Origin of the sequence: Aeribacillus sp. FSL K6-1305 (assembly GCF_038050115.1) — a bacterium.
GTDB lineage: Bacteria > Bacillota > Bacilli > Bacillales > Aeribacillaceae > Aeribacillus > Aeribacillus composti.
Window position 1 is genome coordinate 696,988 of the sequence record NZ_JBBOQV010000002.1, and the last position, 20,168, is coordinate 717,155.

Consider the following 20,168-nt stretch of genomic DNA (forward strand, 5'->3'; position numbering starts at 1 on the left):
TAACTGTGTAAATCTTATAAGATGATGAAAGATTATGTATATTTTCTTGATAAAACAGGCTATGATGGTATCATAGAATATGTAATCAATGCTTGGTTTTGTCGCTCTCGTCCAACTGACGAGAGCTTTTCTGTAATGTAGTGGCAAAGGAGGATTAATATTGTGGAAAACAGAAAAAAAACATTTTATTTAACGACGCCCATTTACTATCCGAGCGATAAATTACATATCGGTCATGCGTATACAACGGTAGCCGGCGATGCCATGTCGAGATATAAACGCCTTCGCGGTTATGATGTCATGTATTTAACGGGAACTGACGAGCATGGGCAAAAAATCCAGCGAAAAGCGGAGGAAAAAGGAGTATCTCCTAAAAAGTATGTTGATGATATTGTTTCAGGGATTAAAGAATTATGGAAAAAATTAGATATTTCCTATGATGATTTTATAAGAACGACTGAAGAGCGACATAAGAAGGTAGTAGAAAAAATTTTCGACCGTCTAGTAAAGCAGGGAGATATTTATTTAGATGAGTATGAAGGATGGTACTGTACGCCTTGTGAATCGTTTTTTACAGAAAGACAGCTAGTGGACGGAAATTGCCCTGATTGCGGCCGCCCTGTTGAGAAGGTAAAAGAAGAGTCTTATTTCTTTAAAATGAGCAAATATGTCGACAGGCTTCTGCAATTTTATGAAGAAAATCCAGAGTTTATTCAGCCGGAATCAAGAAAAAACGAAATGATCAATAACTTTATAAAGCCTGGGCTGGAAGATTTGGCGGTATCCCGGACGACTTTTGACTGGGGCATTAAAGTTCCTGGTAATCCAAAACATGTTATTTATGTTTGGATTGACGCATTGACAAACTATATTACGGCGCTCGGCTACGGAACCGAGAATGAAGAAAAATTTAAAAAATATTGGCCTGCAGATGTTCATTTAGTAGGGAAAGAGATTGTCCGCTTTCACACGATATACTGGCCGATTATGCTCATGGCGCTTGATCTGCCTCTTCCTAAAAAAGTGTTTGGACATGGATGGCTGTTAATGAAGGACGGAAAAATGTCTAAATCAAAAGGAAATGTTGTGGATCCAGTTACATTGATTGACCGTTATGGGCTTGATGCTTTGCGCTATTATTTGCTGCGTGAAGTTCCGTTTGGAGCGGACGGAGTATTTACTCCTGAAGGCTTTGTGGAGCGCATTAACTATGATTTAGCTAATGACTTAGGAAACTTACTAAACCGAACGGTGGCCATGATCGATAAATATTTTGACGGCATTGTAAAAAAAGAACAAGCGGATGAAACCCCTTACGATGAGGCTCTTCGCTCATTCAGAACCGAAACAGTTAAAAAGTACGAAGAAGCCATGGATAAAATGGAGTTTTCCGTTGCGCTGACAGCCCTATGGCAATTTATTGGCCGGACAAATAAATACATTGATGAGACGGAGCCTTGGGTACTGGCAAAAGACGAGTCAAAAAGAAATCAGCTTGCATCCGTCATGTATCATTTGGCTGAGTCGCTTCGACATATAGCCGTTTTATTAAAACCATTTTTAACAAAAACACCGGATAAAATTTTTGCGCAAATAGGTGTAGAGGACGATCATTTGAAAAATTGGGAATCCATTCATAAGTTTGGACAGCTGGAAGAGGTTCGGGTACAAAAAGGAGAGCCGCTGTTTCCGCGTTTAGATATCGAACAGGAAGTGAACTATATAAAAGAGCAGATGAAAGGATCGGCACCTGAGGCTAAAAAAGAAACAGCAGATGATGAGAATGAAATTACAATTGATGATTTTATGAAAGTGGATTTACGCGTGGCGGAGGTTATTCAAGCGGAGAGAGTAGAAAAAGCAGACAAGCTGTTAAAACTTCAGTTGGATTTAGGATCTGAAAAACGCCAAGTTGTTTCTGGAATTGCTAAATATTATCAGCCTGAACAATTAATCGGCAAAAAAGTTATTTGTGCAATAAATTTAAAACCGGTAAAATTGCGTGGAGAATTGTCGCAAGGAATGATTTTGGCAGGGGAAGAAAACGGAACCTTGTCGCTTGCTACCGTCGATTCAGATTTACCGAATGGAACGAAAATCAAATAAATTTGTCGAAGATTGTTTTTTTGGGGTGTTTCACGTGGAACACCTCTTTCCCTTTTATCGAAAAAGGGAAAAAATGATTGGAAAGGATGTCAAAATATGCTGTTTGATACTCATGCACATTTAAATGCGGTGCAATTTGAGGAGGATTTAAACGAAGTAATTGACCGGGCACTTCAAGAAAAAGTGGAAACTATCGTTGTTGTCGGCTTTGACCGCGAAACAATTCCAAAGGCTATAGAGCTTTCTGAAAGGTATGACTTTATATATGCAGCTGTCGGCTGGCATCCGGTTGATGCCATTGATATGACGGATCACGATTTAGATTGGTTAAGAGAGCTTTCCAGCCATCCGAAAGTTGTCGCACTAGGTGAAATGGGCCTGGATTATCATTGGGATAAATCACCTAAGGATGTGCAAAAAGAAGTGTTTCGCAAGCAAATTGCATTAGCAAAGGAAGTACAGCTGCCGATCATTATTCATAACAGAGAAGCAACTGCAGACATTGTTCAAATATTAAAAGAGGAAAATGCGAAGGAAGTAGGCGGAGTCATGCATTGCTTTTCCGGAAGCTTAGAGGTTGCCAAGCAATGTATGGACATGAATTTCTATATTTCGTTCGGCGGTCCTGTTACATTTAAAAATGCAAAAAAACCAAAAGAAGTAGCTGCGGAAATTCCATTGGACCGATTATTAATTGAAACCGATTGTCCTTATTTAACCCCTCATCCATTCCGTGGCAAACGGAATGAACCAAGCTATGTCAAATATATCGCAGAAAAAATTGCAGAGCTGAAAGGACTCACCTTTGAAGAAATAGCAAAAATTACAACCAGAAATGGAAAAAAATTATTCGGCATTTCATGATAAAGATTTCTGTCGAAGCTTGTTCAAGCTTGTCTGAAAAAAGAATGATTCAAAAAAGTTCTACACGTCTTCTTTTCCTCATAGGATAAACGTGTCGAGAAGTCTTTCTTCACTTTTTGTTCAAACTTCAAGATAATAGTTACAAAAAACGAGAAAAGTGCAGGAGGGTTGACAGGTTTAAAAATACTCTATATAATCTCACGGAGGAGAAGGAGGCGTTTTCGTGATTGAAAACATGAAAAATATGGTATCCAACCTTTCCAAGAGAAAAAAGTATGTCCTTTCTGCAGTCGGTGTATGTTTAATTGGCACAGGAGCAACGTATGGGGGCTATGAAGGAACAAAAGATACTGTTAGAGTCACTATTGATGGGAAAACAGAGGAAGTAAGGACCCATGCAGACCAAGTCAGTGATCTTTTGAAAGAATTAGATATAAAATTACAAGCTAATGATTATATTTCTCATGCGAAACATCGGGACATTCAAGACAACATGAATATAGTGATAAAATATGCCAAACCTGTCCAGCTGATTGTAGACAATGAGCGAAGGAAGATTTTCACAACTGCTGATACGGTAGAAGATGTTTTAAGGCAGCAAAAAATTTCCATTACCGAAAAAGATGAAGTTCTACCAGCATTAGATGCAAAAATTGAAAAAAACATGGAACTAAAGGTGAATAAAGCGCATCTTATCACTTTAAATATTGGTGGGAAAAACCAACAGATTTGGTCTACTTCGACTACTGTCGCTGACTTTTTAAAGGAACATAACGTAAAATTGAATCCAATGGATAAAGTAAAGCCTGGGCTAACAACAGTGTTAAATAAAAACACAAATGTAGAAATTACCAGAGTAGAAAAAGTCACCGATGTAGTGGAAGAACCAATTGTATTTAAAATCGTTCAACGTACAGATAAAAATTTAGCTGAAGGAACGAAAAAAGTGATTCAAGAAGGCGAAAAAGGAACACGCCAAAAACAGTTTGAAGTCATTTTGGAAAATGGAAAAGAAATTTCCCGTAAGCTTATAAAAACTGTAACAACGAAGGAAAGCAAAGATAAAATTGTTGTTGTCGGGACAAAAGCTTCTTCGCAGCCTGCACTAGCTTCAAGAGGAACTGGCAGCAAGTCTAAAGAATTTTATGTGACGGCTACTGCATATACAGCATCCTGCAATGGCTGTTCAGGCACAACAGCAACGGGGTACAATTTGCGCTCAAATCCAAATGCAAAGGTAATCGCAGTTGATCCGTCTGTCATTCCGCTCGGATCAAAGGTGTATGTTGAAGGATACGGATATGCAGTTGCCGCCGATACTGGTTCAGCAATTTCCGGGAATAAAATTGACGTATTTTTCCCAAATAAGTCTCAAGCATATCAATGGGGTCGAAAAAAGGTCAAAATAAGGGTTTTACGTTAATTTTATCGAGTGCTGTTTTGACAGAGGGTTTCGACCCTCTGTTTTTTTACGTTATAATTGGAAATCAGTAGCCTTTTATACAATTTGACGACAAATATTACAAAAAGGTTTCAAGTTTTGGAGGAAAAAATGAAAAAAAAAATAAAAGAAATTATTATCGTTGAAGGTAAAGATGATACGCTGGCAATAAAAAGAGCAGTGGATGCCGATACGATTGAAACGAACGGCTCTGCCATTAATCAATCGATTATTGAACAAATACGCCTTGCCCAAAACACGCGGGGAGTTATTATTTTTACTGATCCTGACGCTCCGGGAGAAAAAATTCGCAAAACAATAGCTGAACATGTTCCTGGATGCAAACATGCCTTTTTGCCACGTAATGAAGCCAGAGCAAAAAACGGGAGAGGAATTGGCGTTGAACATGCCAGCGCAGAATCTATTCGGAAAGCGCTGCGTTCGGTGAGAGAGGAAATGAACGAATGGAAAAGCAGCATTTCCATGTTAGATTTGATTTTTTATGGTTTAATTGGCGGTCCAACGGCAAAAAAGCGGAGGGAAAAGCTTGGAGAGCGGCTAAAAATCGGCTATGCTAACGGAAAACAGCTAATGAAACGCTTGGCAATGTTTCATATTACGAAAGAAGCGTTTTTGGAGGCAATTGAGGCGATCTTAAAGGAGGAAGAGGCAGATGGAAAAAGAAATAGCAACGTTAAGCCGAACGAAACAAATTCTTGAAAAATACAGCTTTTCTTTTAAAAAAAGCTTAGGGCAAAACTTTATTGTGGAACCGAACATATTGCATCGAATGATTGAGCGTGCAGGTGTAACAGAAGAAACAGGAGTCATCGAAATAGGCCCAGGGATCGGCGCATTAACAGAACAATTAGCAAAAAATGCTAAGAAAGTTATTGCCTTTGAAATCGATGGCAGACTGCTTCCGATTCTTGAAGAAAATTTAGCTCCATATTCAAATATCGAAATCATTTATCAAGATGTATTAAAGGCAAACCTCCACGAAATCATTGAAAAAAAATTGAACAATTGCCGTGAAGTCATGGTAGTCGCCAATTTGCCATACTATATCACCACGCCGATCATTATGAAGCTTTTGGAAAACCGTTTGCCACTAAAAGCGATCGTCGTCATGCTTCAAAAAGAGGTAGCAGAACGAATGACAGCCAAACCGTCAACAAAAGATTACGGCTCATTATCCATTGCCGTCCAATATTACACTGAAGCGAAAACGGTTATGTCGGTGCCGAAGACAGTATTCATTCCGCAGCCAAACGTGGATTCGTCTGTCATTCGCCTCGATTTGCGTCCAGAACCGCTTATTCATGTCAAAAATGAAGCATTTTTCTTTCAAGTAGTAAAAGCAAGTTTTGCTCAAAGAAGAAAAACGTTATTGAACAATTTACTCAACAACTTACCCAATGGGAAGGCGAATAAAAACATAATTGAAGAATGTTTGACATCAGCAGGAATCGATGGAAAGCGCAGGGGGGAATCATTGACCATTGAAGAATTTGCTTTATTGAGCGACAGACTTTACGAAATATTTAAATAGGGTAAATCACCATTTTGAAAAGCAAGACATACGTTAAAGAAGAAAAGAAAACTATTCCCGTTCGGAGTGAACATTATGCTAATAAAGCCGGGGATGATAGTGGCCAGAAAGTCTTATCAGTGCGATTTGCTTTTTCGGATTTTAGAAATAAAAAAGGATCATACTGGCCGTCTGATTGCCCTTATTTCAGGACAGGACGTCCGTTTAATTGCTGATGCCCCTTATGACGACTTAGTCATCATGAATAAAGAAGAACAAAAAATACGTGAAAAACAAGAAAGGGAAAAAATAGAAAATACGCTTTATCTCCTGAAGCAAGATTATGATCTATCTCGTGAAAAACAAGAATTTTACGCTTCGTCCGAATTTGAATATCAAAATGAATGTTTTCATATTCCAGGCAGAGTATTACATGTAGATGGCGACCCCAATTATTTGGAAAAATGCTTAAATTTATACGAAAAAATTGGTGTTCCTGTTCACGGCATACATTTAAAAGAAAACGAAATGGCTGATCATATTGATGAGCTTTTAGAAAAATATCGGCCGGATATACTAGTCATTACTGGACATGATTCTTATTCGAAGCATAAAGGGACAATATTGGATTTGAATGCTTACCGACACTCGAAGGATTTTATTAAAACGGTCAGGAAGGCACGGAAAAAAATTCCCGGGCTTGATCAGCTGATTATTTTTGCCGGTGCATGCCAATCTCATTTTGAGTCATTAATAAGAGCTGGGGCCAATTTTGCAAGTTCACCGTCAAGAGTGAACATTCATGCTTTAGATCCTGTGTATATTGTTTCTAAAATCAGCTTTACTCCTTTTGTAGAACGTATTAATGTTTGGGATGTACTTCGAAACACCTTGTCGCGGGAAAAAGGATTAGGAGGCATTGAAACAAAGGGCGTCATGCGGTCAGGTTTACCATTTAACCGATATATTGAGGAAGCAGGTCAAAACGAATAAACGTTTGGACTGCTTTTTTTTTGAATAAATCCATATAATTTTTGCAAAAACGGGAAAACTATGACAAGTATTAGAGAATTTTGTTGAAAAGAAAACGTTGACACAGATGTTTAAAGGCTGTTATAATAAAAAATTTATTTGACTTATTAGTCGATTCTGTGTATAATGAACTTTGTGAGGTGGTTCCAATGGCAAAAACGTTATCCGATATTAAACAAGCTCTCGATTCTAATCTAGGGCGTCGATTAACATTAAAAGCGAATGGCGGACGTAGAAAAACAATTGAACGTTCAGGCGTTTTAGCCGAGACGTATCCATCGGTTTTTGTGATTGAACTTGACCAGGAAGAAAATGCTTTTGAACGCGTTTCATACAGCTATGCAGATGTGTTAACGGAAACAGTCCAAATTACTTTTATAGATGAAAACAACAATGTTGCAATGGGCGGGCAGTAAACGAAATTTGTTTGCTGCTTTTATTTTTTTCTCTGGCATTTTTTTAAAAGCATAAATCAAGCTTTTCGCTTGAAACTAACAGTAAGCGGATAAAATCCGCGGGAATGTCTGTTTTTATTTAAGGGGGAGTCAAAGAATGGCTAGACGCCGAGGCATTATGTCAGAAAGCTTTAAGTATGAATTGGCTAAGGAATTGGGCTTTTATGAAACGGTCAAAAATGAAGGATGGGGAGCCATTCGGGCTCGTGATGCCGGAAACATGGTAAAACGGGCGATCGAGATTGCAGAAGAGCAATTGGCTAAGCAAAACGGCAAAACTTTTTAAAAGCAGACATTCGGGTGGCCGGCTCATAGTTTGGGCCGGCATTTTTTTATGTTTTCAATGGACGGATTTTGTCGAATTATGCTATTATATCCCTATTTATGGTACAATGTGAATACATTTTGTCAGAACGAAAAAGTAGGTGAATGTATTTGCGAGTATTGGAAAAAGCTCCGGCAAAAATTAATTTATCTTTAGATGTTTTACATAAAAGATCTGACGGATACCATGAAGTGAATATGGTCATGACGACCATAGATCTAGCTGATCGAATCGAGCTGAAGCTTCTTGATGAAAATAAAATACGTATCATATCGCATAATCGATTTGTGCCAGATGATGATCGGAATTTAGCTTACCAAGCGGCACAGCTTTTAAAGGACCGTTTCGGGATTCAAAAGGGTGTGGCAATCACGATTTCAAAGTGCATCCCTGTTGCTGCGGGCCTTGCAGGAGGGAGCAGTGATGCAGCAGCAACGTTAAGGGGATTAAATAAACTATGGAATTTGGATCTTTCCCTTGATGATCTTGCGAAACTTGGAGCAGAAATTGGTTCAGATGTTTCTTTTTGTGTTTACGGAGGCACAGCTGTGGCGACCGGAAGAGGCGAAAAAATTGAGCTGATTGATCCTCCTCCGCATTGCTGGGTCGTATTGGCGAAGCCTGATATCGGTGTGTCCACTGCTGAAATTTACCGACATTTGAAGATAAATGACATTGAGCATCCTGATGTTAGTGGAATGGTCAAAGCGATAAAGGATCAAAATTATCAAGAAATCTGTGCGAAGCTTGGAAATGTCCTTGAGTCGGTCACAATGAAGATGTATCCGGAAGTTGCTTTGATTAAAGAACAAATGAAACGTTTTGGAGCTGATGCTGTTTTAATGAGCGGAAGCGGACCGACAGTATATGGACTTGTTCAACACGAGTCGAGGCTTCATCGTGTTTATAACGGCTTGAGGGGATTTTGCGATCAAGTGTATGCAGTCAGAATGCTTGGGGATCGGATAGCCCTTGATTAAATGCGAATATTAAGTTATATTTACTTTAAAAACATTCGGAATTTGGAGGTTCGTCTATGAAATTTAGACGCAGTGGGAGACTTGTCGATATGACACACTATTTGCTTCATCATCCACATGCGCTCATCCCATTAACTTTTTTCTCTGAACGGTACGAATCAGCTAAATCCTCCATTAGCGAGGATTTAGTGATCATAAAGCAAACCTTTGAGCAACAAGGGATCGGAACTTTAATCACAACCCCAGGCGCAGCTGGCGGTGTCAAATTTATTCCGAAGGTGACGAGGGACGAAGCAAATGGAATTATTCAAAGACTGTGCGAGAAAGTCTCAGACCCCAGCCGGCTTTTACCTGGAGGTTATTTATATTTAACAGATTTACTGGGAAATCCAAAAATGATGAATCAAATCGGGCGTTTATTTGCTTCGGTTTTTGCGAATCGTACAATTGATGTCGTCATGACTGTAGCTACGAAAGGAATCCCAATTGCTTATGCAGTTGCCAGCTATTTGGATGTTCCCTTTGTCATCGTTCGCCGTGACAATAAAGTGACAGAAGGGCCGATGGTAAGCATTAATTATGTTTCAGGCTCTTCGAAAAGAATCCAAACTATGACGCTTGCAAAGAGGAGCTTAAAAGAAGGATCGAATGTGTTAATTGTTGACGACTTTATGAAGGCCGGAGGAACGATCAACGGCATGATCAGCATGCTGTCTGAATTTGGCGCAAACGTTTCAGGAATTGGGGTTCTTGTGGAATCAGAAAGCGTGGATGAACGGCTTGTAAATGAATATATTTCCATTTTAAAACTTTCCGATATGAATGAAAAGGAACGATCCATACAAGTTAGTAAAGGAAATTATTTCGATTTCCTCTAGCATAAAAATAATGAATCGTAAGGGAGTGTTTCAAAATGAAAGTCGTTTCAACAAAAAAGGCTCCGGCTGCAATCGGACCATACTCTCAAGGAATTATTGTGAATAACATGTTTTATAGCTCTGGACAAATTCCTTTAACCCCTGAAGGAAACTTGGTACAAGGAGATATTAAAGAACAGACTCACCAAGTTTTCGCGAATTTAAAGGGTGTATTGGAAGAAGCAGGCGCTTCGTTGGAAACTGTTGTCAAAGTAACCGCATTTTTAAAAGATATGAACGATTTCGCTGCTTTTAATGAAGTATATGGGGAATATTTTCAAACGCATAAGCCTGCTCGGTCATGTGTGGAAGTTGCAAGACTTCCGAAAGATGTCCTCGTTGAAATTGAAGTGATTGCTTTAGTTAAATAAAAGGTTGATTGTTCAGGATCCGTTTTGCGAATCGGATCCTTTTTTATTTTTTTATTTTTCCCAAAAATTTTTTGTGTGAAAAGAAGGAAAATTTAAAAATCCGTTGAATTGTTGAATTATGGTTACTAAAGTTTTTGCGAAGAAAAAGGTGGTGAACAGGATGGAAGTGACAGATGTAAGATTGCGCCGCGTCAATACAGAAGGTCGGATGAGAGCGATTGCGTCCATAACATTGGATAATGAATTTGTCGTCCACGATATACGTGTAATTGACGGAAATAACGGCCTTTTTGTAGCAATGCCTAGTAAACGTACACCGGATGGAGAGTTTCGAGACATTGCACATCCTATTAATTCAAATACTCGCGGTAAAATTCAAGACGCTGTTCTAGCTGAATATCACCGTTTAGGTGAGACGGAAGATTTTGAATATGAAGAAGCAGGGGCTTCATAAAAATATGATGTAAAAGAAGGGGCTTAAAGCATTCAGCTTAAGACCCTTTCTTTTTTAAAGGATCTGTTCACTAATACGATTTAGTAAACGTTTGCAAAAGAATAGATGGCCTCCTTTGTTTTTCTTACATACTCAATTGTTATGCAGCTATTGATCATCAAGTCTGATGGTTGTATAGGAAATGGTATTTGTTTCAAAAATTAATGTTCATACATCGGCATTTGAAAAAACGAAGAAATGCAGAGCTGTAAATCGTAAATCAACTTCGTTGAACAACAATGCATCCAAGTATAACCTTCTACGTTCAGCCACTGTCAGAAAATCTGGTTCATCGAAAGGAAGCAATCGAATAAATCAAAAAAACTTTAGGCAATATTGTTCTGCTGAAATTAATTTTTTTGTGTTAAGGCCTCCAATCAGGCGTTCTTTTCCTTCTTGTTTTTTCGTCAAAGTATCAAAACCGGCCTTTAGAGAAGAGGGAAGAAGCATAAAATTTAGGGCTTCCTCGTAGATTTTTAATAAAATTCCTATCCTATTTCTGTACCTTTTTCGAGAAAAATAGAGTGAAACGGAAATTTACGGAATCACACAAGATTTCTTGAAATAGAACATTATTTAAGATAAGATTTTTATGGATAAAAAGGGTATTGGAGGCCTATAAATGGAGAAATGTTTTGCAGTCATCTTAGCAGCCGGGCAAGGAACAAGAATGAAATCAAAGCTCTATAAAGTGCTGCATCCTGTTTGCGGTAAACCTATGGTACAGCATGTGATAGACAATGTTTCCAAGCTTCAAGTTGACGAAATCATTACCGTCGTCGGTCATGGTGCGGAAAAAGTAAAATCAGAGCTCGGCGAACAGACATTGTATGTTTTGCAGGAGCAGCAGCTTGGAACTGCTCACGCTGTTTTGCAGGCGGCTCAATATCTTGAGGGGAAAGAAGGAACGACAATTGTTGTTTGTGGCGATACGCCGCTGATCACCAGCGAGACGTTTGAAAAATTGTTAAAGCATCATCTGGAAACGAAAGCAAAAGCCACCATTCTGACAGCAGAAGCGGATGATCCGACTGGATATGGACGAGTGATCCGCAATGAAGAAGGGCTGGTTGAAAAAATAGTTGAGCATAAAGATGCTACAGAAAGTGAACGTCTTGTGACAGAAATTAATACGGGAACTTATTGCTTTGATAACGCTTCCTTATTTGAAGCTTTAAAGCATGTCAATAATGACAATGCGCAAGGCGAATATTATTTGCCGGATGTAATTGAGATTTTGAAGGAAAAAGGCGAAATCATTTCAGCGTTTCAAACAGATTCTTTTGAAGAAACGTTAGGGGTAAACGACCGCATAGCGCTTTCGCAAGCGGAGCTTATTATGAAAAGGCGAATCAATCAAAAGCATATGAAAAACGGAGTTACAATTGTCGATCCTGATAATACATATATATCAGCAGATGCAGAGATCGGACAAGATACTGTCATTTATCCGGGTACAGTCATTATCGGGAAAACGGTCATCGGAGAGGAATGTGAAATCGGTCCCAACTCCGAAATTAAAGATTGCCAAATTGGCCATAATACGAACATCCGTCATTCTGTTGTTCATGACAGTCAGATCGGAAATCAGGTTAACATCGGTCCGTTCGCACACATTCGCCCAGCCTCCGTTATTGACGATGGAGTAAAAATTGGGAATTTTGTCGAAGTCAAAAAATCTAAAATTGGAAAAGAATCGAAAGCATCCCATTTAAGCTATATTGGAGATGCAGAAGTTGGGAATGGGGTGAATCTTGGCTGCGGTTCGATAACAGTTAACTATGACGGGAAAAATAAATATTTAACGAAAATCGAAGACGGAGCCTTTATTGGATGTAATTCAAACCTTATTGCGCCGGTTACGATTGGCGAAGGAGCATATGTAGCAGCCGGATCAACTATTACAGATGACGTCCCTGGCAGCGCATTATCGATCGCAAGGGCTCGTCAAGTGAATAAAGAGAGATACGTCATCGAAAAAATGAATGGTAAAAAATCGTAATTTGGAGGGTCCCTTTACAATGACAAAAAATCGTTATAAAGACGAAAATTTAAAAATCTTTTCTTTAAACTCAAACGCAGCCCTTGCCAGGGAGATCGCGGATATAGTAGGAGTCGATTTGGGAAAAAGTTCGGTTACGAGATTTAGTGACGGGGAGATTCAAATTAATATTGAAGAAAGCATTCGCGGCTGCGATGTATACGTGATCCAATCGACAAGTGATCCAGTCAATGAGCATTTAATGGAATTGCTCATTATGATTGATGCGCTTAAACGTGCATCTGCCAAAACCATTAATATTGTTATGCCATACTATGGTTATGCGCGGCAGGATCGGAAAGCACGTGCAAGAGAACCTATTACTGCTAAGCTTGTTGCGAATTTATTGGAAACTGCAGGCGCGACAAGGATGATTACTCTTGATTTGCATGCGCCGCAAATCCAAGGTTTCTTTGACATTCCTATCGATCACTTAATGGGAGTGCCGATTTTAGCAGATTATTTCTTGGAAAAACGCTTTGATGATATTGTCATTGTTTCTCCTGATCATGGCGGTGTGACGAGAACACGAAAAATGGCAGATCGGCTGAAGGCGCCAATTGCCATAATCGATAAGCGCCGTCCTAAGCCAAATATGGTTGAAGTTATGAACATTGTTGGGAATGTCGAAGGCAAAACAGCCATTTTAATTGATGATATCATCGATACAGCAGGAACGATTACGCTTGCGGCAAATGCTCTAGTAGAGCATGGAGCAAGGGAAGTTTATGCCTGCTGTACACACCCGGTGTTGTCTGGACCTGCGATAGAACGAATTCAAAACTCGAAGATTAAAGAGTTAGTCGTAACGAATTCAATCGCTTTGCCGGAAGAGAAAAAAATTGAAAAGCTGATTCAGCTTTCTGTCGCTCCATTGCTAAGTGAAGCGATCATCCGTGTTCATGAAAAACAATCGGTCAGCGTGCTTTTTGACTAATATTTTGTCTTTGACTTTTAAACGATTTTAGCAGATTATAATATTATAGGGATCTTCTTTGCGAGTTGTGAGTTGATTATTTCTTTCATTAGCATGTTTAGACTTTGTGATGATGGGAAACCAATAGTAGTAAGAAGGCTTTTTTCGAATTGAGTTATTAGAAAAAAAGTCTGAAAGAAAGGGGATTACCATGACAGCAGTCATACATGCAAAAGAAAGAAAATCATTTACCAATTCGTCAAGAAGAAAAGCTAGAAAGCAAGGACAAATTCCTGCCGTAATTTACGGAAAAAAACAAGAGAACAAAGCGATTTTAGTGAGCGAATCGGAATTGTTAAAAATTTTGCGCGAACAAGGGCGCAATGCGATGTTGAACATTCAGCTTGACGGCGAAAACCATCAAGCCCTCCTGTACGAACTGCAGCATGACCCAATGAAAAACACGATTATACATGCGGATTTTTATGTTGTCGATATGGATGATGAAGTAGATATCGAAGTACCAATTGTCTTAATTGGAGAAGCAAAAGGAGTAAGAGGGGGCGGTGTGCTGCAGCAGACAACACATGAGGTGGAAGTGAGAGCGAAACCTGCTCATATTCCTTCGACGATTGAAGTCGATGTAACAAACTTAGAAATAGATGATACAATCCATGTACAAGATATTCAAACAGATGGACAGTTTAAAATTTTAGATGAGCCTGAAACGGTTGTGGCAACCATCCTGCCGCCGGAAAATGAAGACTTGGATACGGCTGATGAGCAAAAAAGTGAAGAGAAGGAAGACGGAGCTGTAGAAGAATAAATTAGGCGTAACCTATTTTGGTTACGTCTTTTATGCTATTAATTGTCATCTCACTATCATAAAAAATTGGGGGACATTTCATGAAAGTAATAGCAGGGCTTGGCAATCCTGGAAAAAAATATGAACAAACTAGACATAACGTTGGGTTTATGGTAATTGATGAATTATCAAAGCGTTTAAACATATCTTTAAATGAAAGCAAATTTAACGGGATATACGGTATCGGTCATTTTTCAAATGAAAAGATATTATTGATAAAACCGCTTACATTTATGAATTTATCGGGTGAATGCATTCGTCCTTTACTGAATTATTACAATGTCCCAACTGAACAGTTGGTTGTAATATATGACGATTTAGATTTGCCTGTAGGCAAGATTCGCCTTAGAATGAAAGGGAGTGCTGGTGGTCACAACGGAATGAAATCTATCATTCAGCATTTAGGTTCGGAAGATTTTAAACGGATTCGAATTGGGATTGGCCGTCCGAAACACGCGATGGATATCGTCGACTATGTATTAGGAAAATTTACAGAAGAAGAAATGCACCATATTCAACATTCCGTTGATCGATCGGCTAGTGCATGTGAAAAATGGATACACACGCCATTCTTAGAAGTCATGAACGAATACAATTAACAAACGTATAAAAATGGCTCCTGCCGTTCATAATAATCATAAAACCTTTCATTCCACAAGTGCAGGAGGTTGGAGGATGCCGCTTCATTATTATTGCCGCCATTGCGGCGTCAAAATTGGTAGCATTGAAAAATCTGTTTTTAGCGTCGATTTAGGATTTCATCATTTAACGAATGAAGAGCGGAAAGAAATGATCGAGTATCTTCCAAACGGTGATATTCATGTCAAAAGTATTTGTGAAGATTGTCAGGAGGCGCTAGAGCGAAATCCCGATTTTCATCAATATGAAAATTTTATACAGTAAAAGCTTTGGAAACTTGATTTCAAAATTTCCAAAGCATTTTTATATTTGTCGAGAGGAGGCTGGAGATTGGAAAGCCTGTATCAATTTTTTTATGCGCAAAACGACTTTCAAGCAGTTGTAGACGGTATAAAAGAAGGTTTGAAAGAGCAAATGGTAGCCGGACTTTCTGGCTCAGCAAGGTCTGTATTTATTTCCGCTTTTTACAAAGATATCAAACAACCGATGCTGGTTGTGACTCATAACCTTTATCAAGCTCAGATCATTTATGAAGATTTAAATAATTTACTAGGCGATTCCGTCTATTTGTATCCTGTAAATGAATTGATCGCATCTGAGATCGCAGTCGCAAGTCCAGAGCTAAAAGCACAAAGGATGGAAGTGTTGAATCGTTTATGTAAAGGTGAAAAAAGCATCGTTGTAGCCCCCGTTGCTGCATTAAGACGAATGCTCCCACCGAAAGAGTTATGGAAAAGCCATCAGCTTTCTATTTCTGTTGGAGGAACATTTGAATTAAACGAGAAGCTTCCGCATCTTCACTCAATGGGATATGAACGTGTTTCCATGGTGTCTGCTCCTGGGGAATTCAGCGTGCGCGGTGGAATTATTGATATTTATCCTTTAACGGAGGAACATCCTATTCGCATCGAACTATTTGATACGGAAGTAGATTCAATCCGAACGTTCAGTCTTGAAGACCAAAGATCGATTGAAATGATTCAAGAAGTGACAATCGGACCGGCAGAGGAAATCATTTTAACGGACAGCCATTATGAAAAAGGAATGAAGCAGTTAGAAACGGCTTTATCAAACAGCTTAAAGAAATTGAAAAAAGATGAGCACAAAAATTTATTTATAGAAAATATCCGCTATGATCTGGAAAAATTGCAAAATAGGCAGAAGGATCAGGAGTTCTTTAAATATTTTTCATTCTTTTATGACAAACCTGCTAGTTTGCTAGATTATTTCCCTGCGGATACAGTTATTGTCATTGATGAAGTAAGCCGTGTGCATGAAATGGTTGATCATCTTGAGAATGAAGAAGGAGAATGGTTTACTTCTTTACTGGAACAAGGGAAAATTGTCCATGATGCGAAAGTGTCCCATAAATACTACCAGCTTATACGTGACACATCTTATCCAATTGTTTATTTATCACTGTTTTTGCGGCACGTCCCCTATACAAACCCGCAAAATTTGATGAACGTGTCTTGCAAGCAGATGCAAAATTTCCATGGACAAATGCACTTGTTGAAATCAGAAGTTGATCGCTGGATCAAGGCAAATTACACCGTAGTTTTTCTCGGTGCAAATGATGAACGGGCCAAAAGACTTGAACGGGTGCTTGGAGACTATGAGATTGAAGCGGTCATTTCTGATTCAAACCACATTCTGTCAAAGGGGCTGCACATTTTAAAAGGAGATTTACAGACAGGCTTTGAACTTCCTTTAGGACGACTTGCGGTCATAACGGAAGAAGAACTTTTCAAAAAGAGGGTTAAACGAAGACAGCAAAGGCAGAAACTTTCAAATGCAGAAAGAATTAAAAGCTATTCTGAGCTTGAAGTGGGAGATTATGTCGTACATGTTAATCATGGGATTGGAAAATATCTTGGAATTGAAACTTTAGAAATTAACGGTATACACAAAGACTACCTGCACATTCGTTACCAAGGAAATGACAAACTGTATGTTCCAGTTGAACAAATTGATCAAGTTCAAAAATATGTGGGCACAGAAGGAAAAGAGCCGAAAATTTACAAATTAGGCGGAAACGAATGGAAAAGAGTCAAGAAAAAAGTGGAATCGTCTGTTCAAGATATTGCTGACGATTTAATTAAACTGTATGCTGAGCGGGAAGCAAGCAAAGGCTATGCGTTCAGCCCTGATTCGGAAATGCAAAGGGAGTTTGAAGCAACATTCCCTTATAAAGAAACAGAAGATCAGCTTCGTTCCATTCAAGAGGTGAAAAAGGATATGGAACGGGAGCGGCCGATGGATCGACTTCTTTGCGGAGATGTCGGATATGGGAAAACCGAGGTGGCGATTCGGGCTGCCTTCAAAGCGATTATGGATCAAAAACAAGTTGCCTTTCTTGTTCCGACAACCATTTTAGCGCAGCAGCATTACGAAACGATCAGGGATCGTTTTCAAGATTACCCAATTAACATTGGTGTATTAAGCCGCTTCCGGACGAGAAAAGAGCAGAATGAAACGATTAAAGGCTTGAAAAATGGAACGATCGATTTAGTCATTGGAACACATCGTTTGCTTTCCAAAGATGTTCAATTTAAAGATTTAGGCTTGTTGATTATTGATGAGGAGCAGCGATTTGGAGTTACACATAAAGAAAAAATAAAACAAATGAAAGCAAACATTGATGTGTTAACTTTGACGGCAACTCCGATTCCAAGAACACTCCACATGTCCATGATCGGCGTGCGTGATCTATCAATTATTGAAACTCCTCCAGAAAATCGCTTTCCTGTTCAAACATATGTAGCGGAATATAACCCAATGCTTGTGAAAGAAGCGATCGAACGTGAATTAGCGCGAGGAGGTCAAGTATACGTTTTATATAACCGGGTTGAGGATATCGACCGGAAAGCCAATGAAATCTCTATGCTTGTTCCAGATGCAAGAGTAACCTTTGCACATGGAAAAATGTCTGAAAATGAGCTTGAATCGGTAATATTAAACTTTTTGGATGGTCAATATGACGTGCTTGTCAGCACAACTATTATTGAAACAGGTGTGGACATTCCGAATGTAAATACATTGATTGTTTATGACGCCGATAAAATGGGGCTTTCTCAGCTCTATCAATTGCGCGGGCGTGTCGGTCGTTCCAATCGTGTCGCTTACGCATATTTTACCTACCGGAAGGACAAAGTTTTATCAGAAGTTGCTGAAAAACGATTGCAGGCCATTAAAGAATTTACTGAATTAGGTTCAGGTTTTAAAATTGCGATGCGTGATTTGGCCATTCGGGGAGCCGGTAATTTGTTAGGTCCTCAACAGCATGGCTTCATTGATTCGGTAGGTTTTGATTTATATTCCCAAATGCTGAAGGAAGCGATCGAACAACGGAAAGGTGAACGGCCAAAAGAGACAAAAAGGGAAGTTGAAATTGAGCTTGAATTAGATGCCTACATTCCGCAGTCTTACATTGATGATGGAAAACAAAAGATTGACATGTACAAAAGGTTTAGAGGCATCGAAACGTTTGATGATTTACAGGAACTGCATGAAGAATTATTGGACAGATTTGGCGAGTATCCAAAGGAAGTAGACTTTTTGTTTAAAGTAGCGAAGCTAAAGTTATATGCACGGCAAGAAAAAGTCGAAGTCATTAAACAAACGAAAGATCTTATCACGATTCTTATTTCAGAGGAAGCAAGCAGCTCCTTTGACGGACAAAAATTGTTCGAGCTAACGGATGAATTCGGTCGCATAGTCGGGTTTGGCATGGAAGGGAAAAGGCTGAAATTAACATTGCAAATTCATAATTTAGAAACTGAAAAATGGCTGTCTATTTTAATGAAGCTGTTGGCAGGCTTAAAAGACGCAAAGAAAGAAGAAGTTTCTGCCGGCTAATATTGAAACAGGGTTAAAATGGAAATGCTGGCAATGGGTTTTTAAGCGGTGTTTGGAAAAAATTCGCTTTCATCATGTATATTACGTGGTTAGTGAAGGATACTAATTTCAACGATGGTGATTGTTCCAAAAATGGAAAAAGGGCAATCACTACTTTACTAATCTTTAGATGAAAGTGAGGCAGCATAAGATGAAAGCAACTGGTATCGTTCGACGGATTGATGATTTAGGCCGTGTAGTCATTCCTAAAGAAATTCGAAGAACATTGCGTATCCGTGAAGGCGACCCATTAGAAATTTTCGTTGACCGAGATGGTGAAGTAATACTGAAAAAATACTCCCCAATCAGTGAATTGAGTGATTTTGCGAAAGAATATGCTGAAGCGTTATTCGATAGCTTAAACAGCCCCGTTCTCATATGTGATCGTGATGCTATTATTGCTGTTTCCGGAGTTTCGAAAAAAGAGTATTTGAATAAAAATATAAGCGAGCTGCTGGAACGGGTGATGGATGAACGGCAATCGGTTTTCATTTCAGAAGAAGAAGAAATTGAAATCGCTGATGGTGTAACAGAACAAGTAAAATCTTATTGCATTGGACCGATCATTGCAAACGGTGATCCTATCGGGGCTGTTGTCATATTTTCGAAAGAGCAGCCTTTAACAGAAGTAGAAAGTAAGGCAGTTGAGACAGCCGCTAGTTTTTTGGCAAGACAAATGGAACAATAAAGGGAATAATTACTTTTTTACTTCTTCCACAAGCAGACTGTCTCCAACACCACGTTAATAAAAGAGACCACAGAATTCACAACAGTTTCTGTGGTCTCTTCTTGTGCGCCCGGCATGGGTGTAATCTATAGGGTGAAAGTCCCGAGCTGCGAAGGCAGAAGTAGCAGTTAGCTTAACGCAAGGGTGTCCGTGGTGACGCGGAATCTGAAGGAAGCGAGCGGCAAACTTTGGGTCTCTCGGAACACGAACTTCATATGAGGCTAGGTATCACTGGGTGAGTTTGCAAGACAAAACAAAGCCCTTTCTGCCGAAGGTGATACAGAGTAAATGAAGCAGATGGATGGAAGGAAAGATTACACTCTTACCCGGGGAGGTCTGGCTGGCACGCCAAGTAACCTTGGTAACCTATCTAGTGATAGATAGCTGAACCGTCAGAAGTCAGCAGAGGTCATAGTATTAGTTGGTCTAGAACAACTAAGAAGGACCGAACAATTAAGAGAGAATAGCCCTTGGCATTCAGTGAGTCATGATGAACACAGAAAACGTAGTACCTCACTTGAGGGAGGAAGCGGTGAATCCCGTGGGAGATCTCTTGGAGGGTGGAGTG

At 39.2% G+C, this 20,168-nt stretch carries 19 protein-coding genes; all 19 read left to right on the forward strand.

Translation table 11 applies throughout. The features are described 5' to 3' along the window. The first annotated feature begins 162 nt into the window (after positions 1–162). Positions 163–2,106, forward strand: coding sequence for a methionine--tRNA ligase (gene metG, locus NST97_RS13115; protein WP_063387591.1), 1,944 nt, complete (start codon positions 163–165; stop codon positions 2,104–2,106). 96 nt (positions 2,107–2,202) lie between these two features. Continuing rightward, a complete protein-coding gene (locus NST97_RS13120) occupies positions 2,203–2,970 on the forward strand; it encodes a TatD family hydrolase (protein ID WP_063387590.1) in 768 nt (255 codons plus the stop codon). Positions 2,971–3,205: 235 nt separating this feature from the next. Continuing rightward, complete coding sequence (locus NST97_RS13125) at positions 3,206–4,393, forward strand: G5 and 3D domain-containing protein (protein ID WP_066247264.1); 1,188 nt, start codon at positions 3,206–3,208, stop codon at positions 4,391–4,393. A gap of 129 nt (positions 4,394–4,522) precedes the next feature. Continuing rightward, complete coding sequence (gene rnmV, locus NST97_RS13130; RefSeq protein ID WP_186439261.1) at positions 4,523–5,131, forward strand: ribonuclease M5; 609 nt, start codon at positions 4,523–4,525, stop codon at positions 5,129–5,131. Next, positions 5,085–5,963, forward strand: coding sequence for a 16S rRNA (adenine(1518)-N(6)/adenine(1519)-N(6))-dimethyltransferase RsmA (rsmA, locus tag NST97_RS13135; protein ID WP_341343336.1), 879 nt, complete (start codon positions 5,085–5,087; stop codon positions 5,961–5,963). Before rnmV ends, rsmA begins: the two co-directional genes overlap by 47 nt. A 75-nt stretch (positions 5,964–6,038) precedes the next feature. Next, positions 6,039–6,935 (forward strand): sporulation peptidase YabG, encoded by an 897-nt coding sequence (yabG, locus tag NST97_RS13140; protein WP_063387588.1) that lies wholly within the window; start codon positions 6,039–6,041, stop codon positions 6,933–6,935. A 188-nt stretch (positions 6,936–7,123) separates the two neighbouring features. Further along, entirely contained in the window at positions 7,124–7,390 is a 267-nt protein-coding gene (gene veg, locus NST97_RS13145) for a biofilm formation stimulator Veg (RefSeq protein ID WP_063387587.1), read from the forward strand. Positions 7,391–7,526: 136 nt separating this feature from the next. Beyond that, a complete protein-coding gene (locus NST97_RS13150) occupies positions 7,527–7,715 on the forward strand; it encodes a small, acid-soluble spore protein, alpha/beta type (protein WP_063387586.1) in 189 nt (62 codons plus the stop codon). A gap of 149 nt (positions 7,716–7,864) precedes the next feature. Further along, positions 7,865–8,734: a 4-(cytidine 5'-diphospho)-2-C-methyl-D-erythritol kinase gene (ispE, locus tag NST97_RS13155; RefSeq protein WP_063387585.1), complete on the forward strand. Its 870-nt coding sequence runs from the start codon at positions 7,865–7,867 to the stop codon at positions 8,732–8,734. A gap of 56 nt (positions 8,735–8,790) precedes the next feature. Next, complete coding sequence (gene purR / locus NST97_RS13160) at positions 8,791–9,612, forward strand: pur operon repressor (RefSeq protein ID WP_063387584.1); 822 nt, start codon at positions 8,791–8,793, stop codon at positions 9,610–9,612. 35 nt (positions 9,613–9,647) lie between these two features. Continuing rightward, positions 9,648–10,022 (forward strand): 2-iminobutanoate/2-iminopropanoate deaminase, encoded by a 375-nt coding sequence (gene ridA / locus NST97_RS13165; RefSeq protein ID WP_063387583.1) that lies wholly within the window; start codon positions 9,648–9,650, stop codon positions 10,020–10,022. A gap of 160 nt (positions 10,023–10,182) precedes the next feature. Next, entirely contained in the window at positions 10,183–10,476 is a 294-nt protein-coding gene (gene spoVG, locus NST97_RS13170; RefSeq protein ID WP_063387582.1) for a septation regulator SpoVG, read from the forward strand. A 661-nt stretch (positions 10,477–11,137) separates the two neighbouring features. Next, positions 11,138–12,517 (forward strand): bifunctional UDP-N-acetylglucosamine diphosphorylase/glucosamine-1-phosphate N-acetyltransferase GlmU, encoded by a 1,380-nt coding sequence (glmU, locus tag NST97_RS13175; protein ID WP_066247215.1) that lies wholly within the window; start codon positions 11,138–11,140, stop codon positions 12,515–12,517. 19 nt (positions 12,518–12,536) lie between these two features. Next, complete coding sequence (locus NST97_RS13180; protein ID WP_063387580.1) at positions 12,537–13,493, forward strand: ribose-phosphate diphosphokinase; 957 nt, start codon at positions 12,537–12,539, stop codon at positions 13,491–13,493. Between the two features lie 190 nt (positions 13,494–13,683). Beyond that, positions 13,684–14,298, forward strand: a complete 615-nt coding sequence (locus NST97_RS13185; protein WP_340880739.1) for a 50S ribosomal protein L25/general stress protein Ctc — start codon at positions 13,684–13,686, stop codon at positions 14,296–14,298. Between the two features lie 80 nt (positions 14,299–14,378). Beyond that, positions 14,379–14,936: an aminoacyl-tRNA hydrolase gene (gene pth, locus NST97_RS13190; RefSeq protein ID WP_063387578.1), complete on the forward strand. Its 558-nt coding sequence runs from the start codon at positions 14,379–14,381 to the stop codon at positions 14,934–14,936. A 76-nt stretch (positions 14,937–15,012) separates the two neighbouring features. Then, positions 15,013–15,240, forward strand: coding sequence for an anti-sigma-F factor Fin family protein (locus NST97_RS13195; RefSeq protein ID WP_063387577.1), 228 nt, complete (start codon positions 15,013–15,015; stop codon positions 15,238–15,240). Positions 15,241–15,306: 66 nt separating this feature from the next. Continuing rightward, positions 15,307–18,834 (forward strand): transcription-repair coupling factor, encoded by a 3,528-nt coding sequence (mfd, locus tag NST97_RS13200; RefSeq protein ID WP_063387576.1) that lies wholly within the window; start codon positions 15,307–15,309, stop codon positions 18,832–18,834. 190 nt (positions 18,835–19,024) lie between these two features. After that, complete coding sequence (gene spoVT / locus NST97_RS13205; protein ID WP_063387575.1) at positions 19,025–19,561, forward strand: stage V sporulation protein T; 537 nt, start codon at positions 19,025–19,027, stop codon at positions 19,559–19,561. The last annotated feature ends 607 nt before the right edge of the window (positions 19,562–20,168 follow it).

Coding starts and splice junctions, on each gene's coding strand:
- NST97_RS13120 (WP_063387590.1), top strand. CDS start 2,203: ATGCTGTTTGATACTCATGCACATTTAAATGCGGTGCAATTTGAGGAG.
- NST97_RS13125 (WP_066247264.1), top strand. CDS start 3,206: ATGAAAAATATGGTATCCAACCTTTCCAAGAGAAAAAAGTATGTCCTT.
- rnmV (WP_186439261.1), top strand. CDS start 4,523: ATGAAAAAAAAAATAAAAGAAATTATTATCGTTGAAGGTAAAGATGAT.
- rsmA (WP_341343336.1), top strand. CDS start 5,085: ATGGAAAAAGAAATAGCAACGTTAAGCCGAACGAAACAAATTCTTGAA.
- yabG (WP_063387588.1), top strand. CDS start 6,039: ATGCTAATAAAGCCGGGGATGATAGTGGCCAGAAAGTCTTATCAGTGC.
- veg (WP_063387587.1), top strand. CDS start 7,124: ATGGCAAAAACGTTATCCGATATTAAACAAGCTCTCGATTCTAATCTA.
- NST97_RS13150 (WP_063387586.1), top strand. CDS start 7,527: ATGGCTAGACGCCGAGGCATTATGTCAGAAAGCTTTAAGTATGAATTG.
- purR (WP_063387584.1), top strand. CDS start 8,791: ATGAAATTTAGACGCAGTGGGAGACTTGTCGATATGACACACTATTTG.
- ridA (WP_063387583.1), top strand. CDS start 9,648: ATGAAAGTCGTTTCAACAAAAAAGGCTCCGGCTGCAATCGGACCATAC.
- spoVG (WP_063387582.1), top strand. CDS start 10,183: ATGGAAGTGACAGATGTAAGATTGCGCCGCGTCAATACAGAAGGTCGG.
- glmU (WP_066247215.1), top strand. CDS start 11,138: ATGGAGAAATGTTTTGCAGTCATCTTAGCAGCCGGGCAAGGAACAAGA.
- NST97_RS13180 (WP_063387580.1), top strand. CDS start 12,537: ATGACAAAAAATCGTTATAAAGACGAAAATTTAAAAATCTTTTCTTTA.
- NST97_RS13185 (WP_340880739.1), top strand. CDS start 13,684: ATGACAGCAGTCATACATGCAAAAGAAAGAAAATCATTTACCAATTCG.
- pth (WP_063387578.1), top strand. CDS start 14,379: ATGAAAGTAATAGCAGGGCTTGGCAATCCTGGAAAAAAATATGAACAA.
- NST97_RS13195 (WP_063387577.1), top strand. CDS start 15,013: ATGCCGCTTCATTATTATTGCCGCCATTGCGGCGTCAAAATTGGTAGC.
- spoVT (WP_063387575.1), top strand. CDS start 19,025: ATGAAAGCAACTGGTATCGTTCGACGGATTGATGATTTAGGCCGTGTA.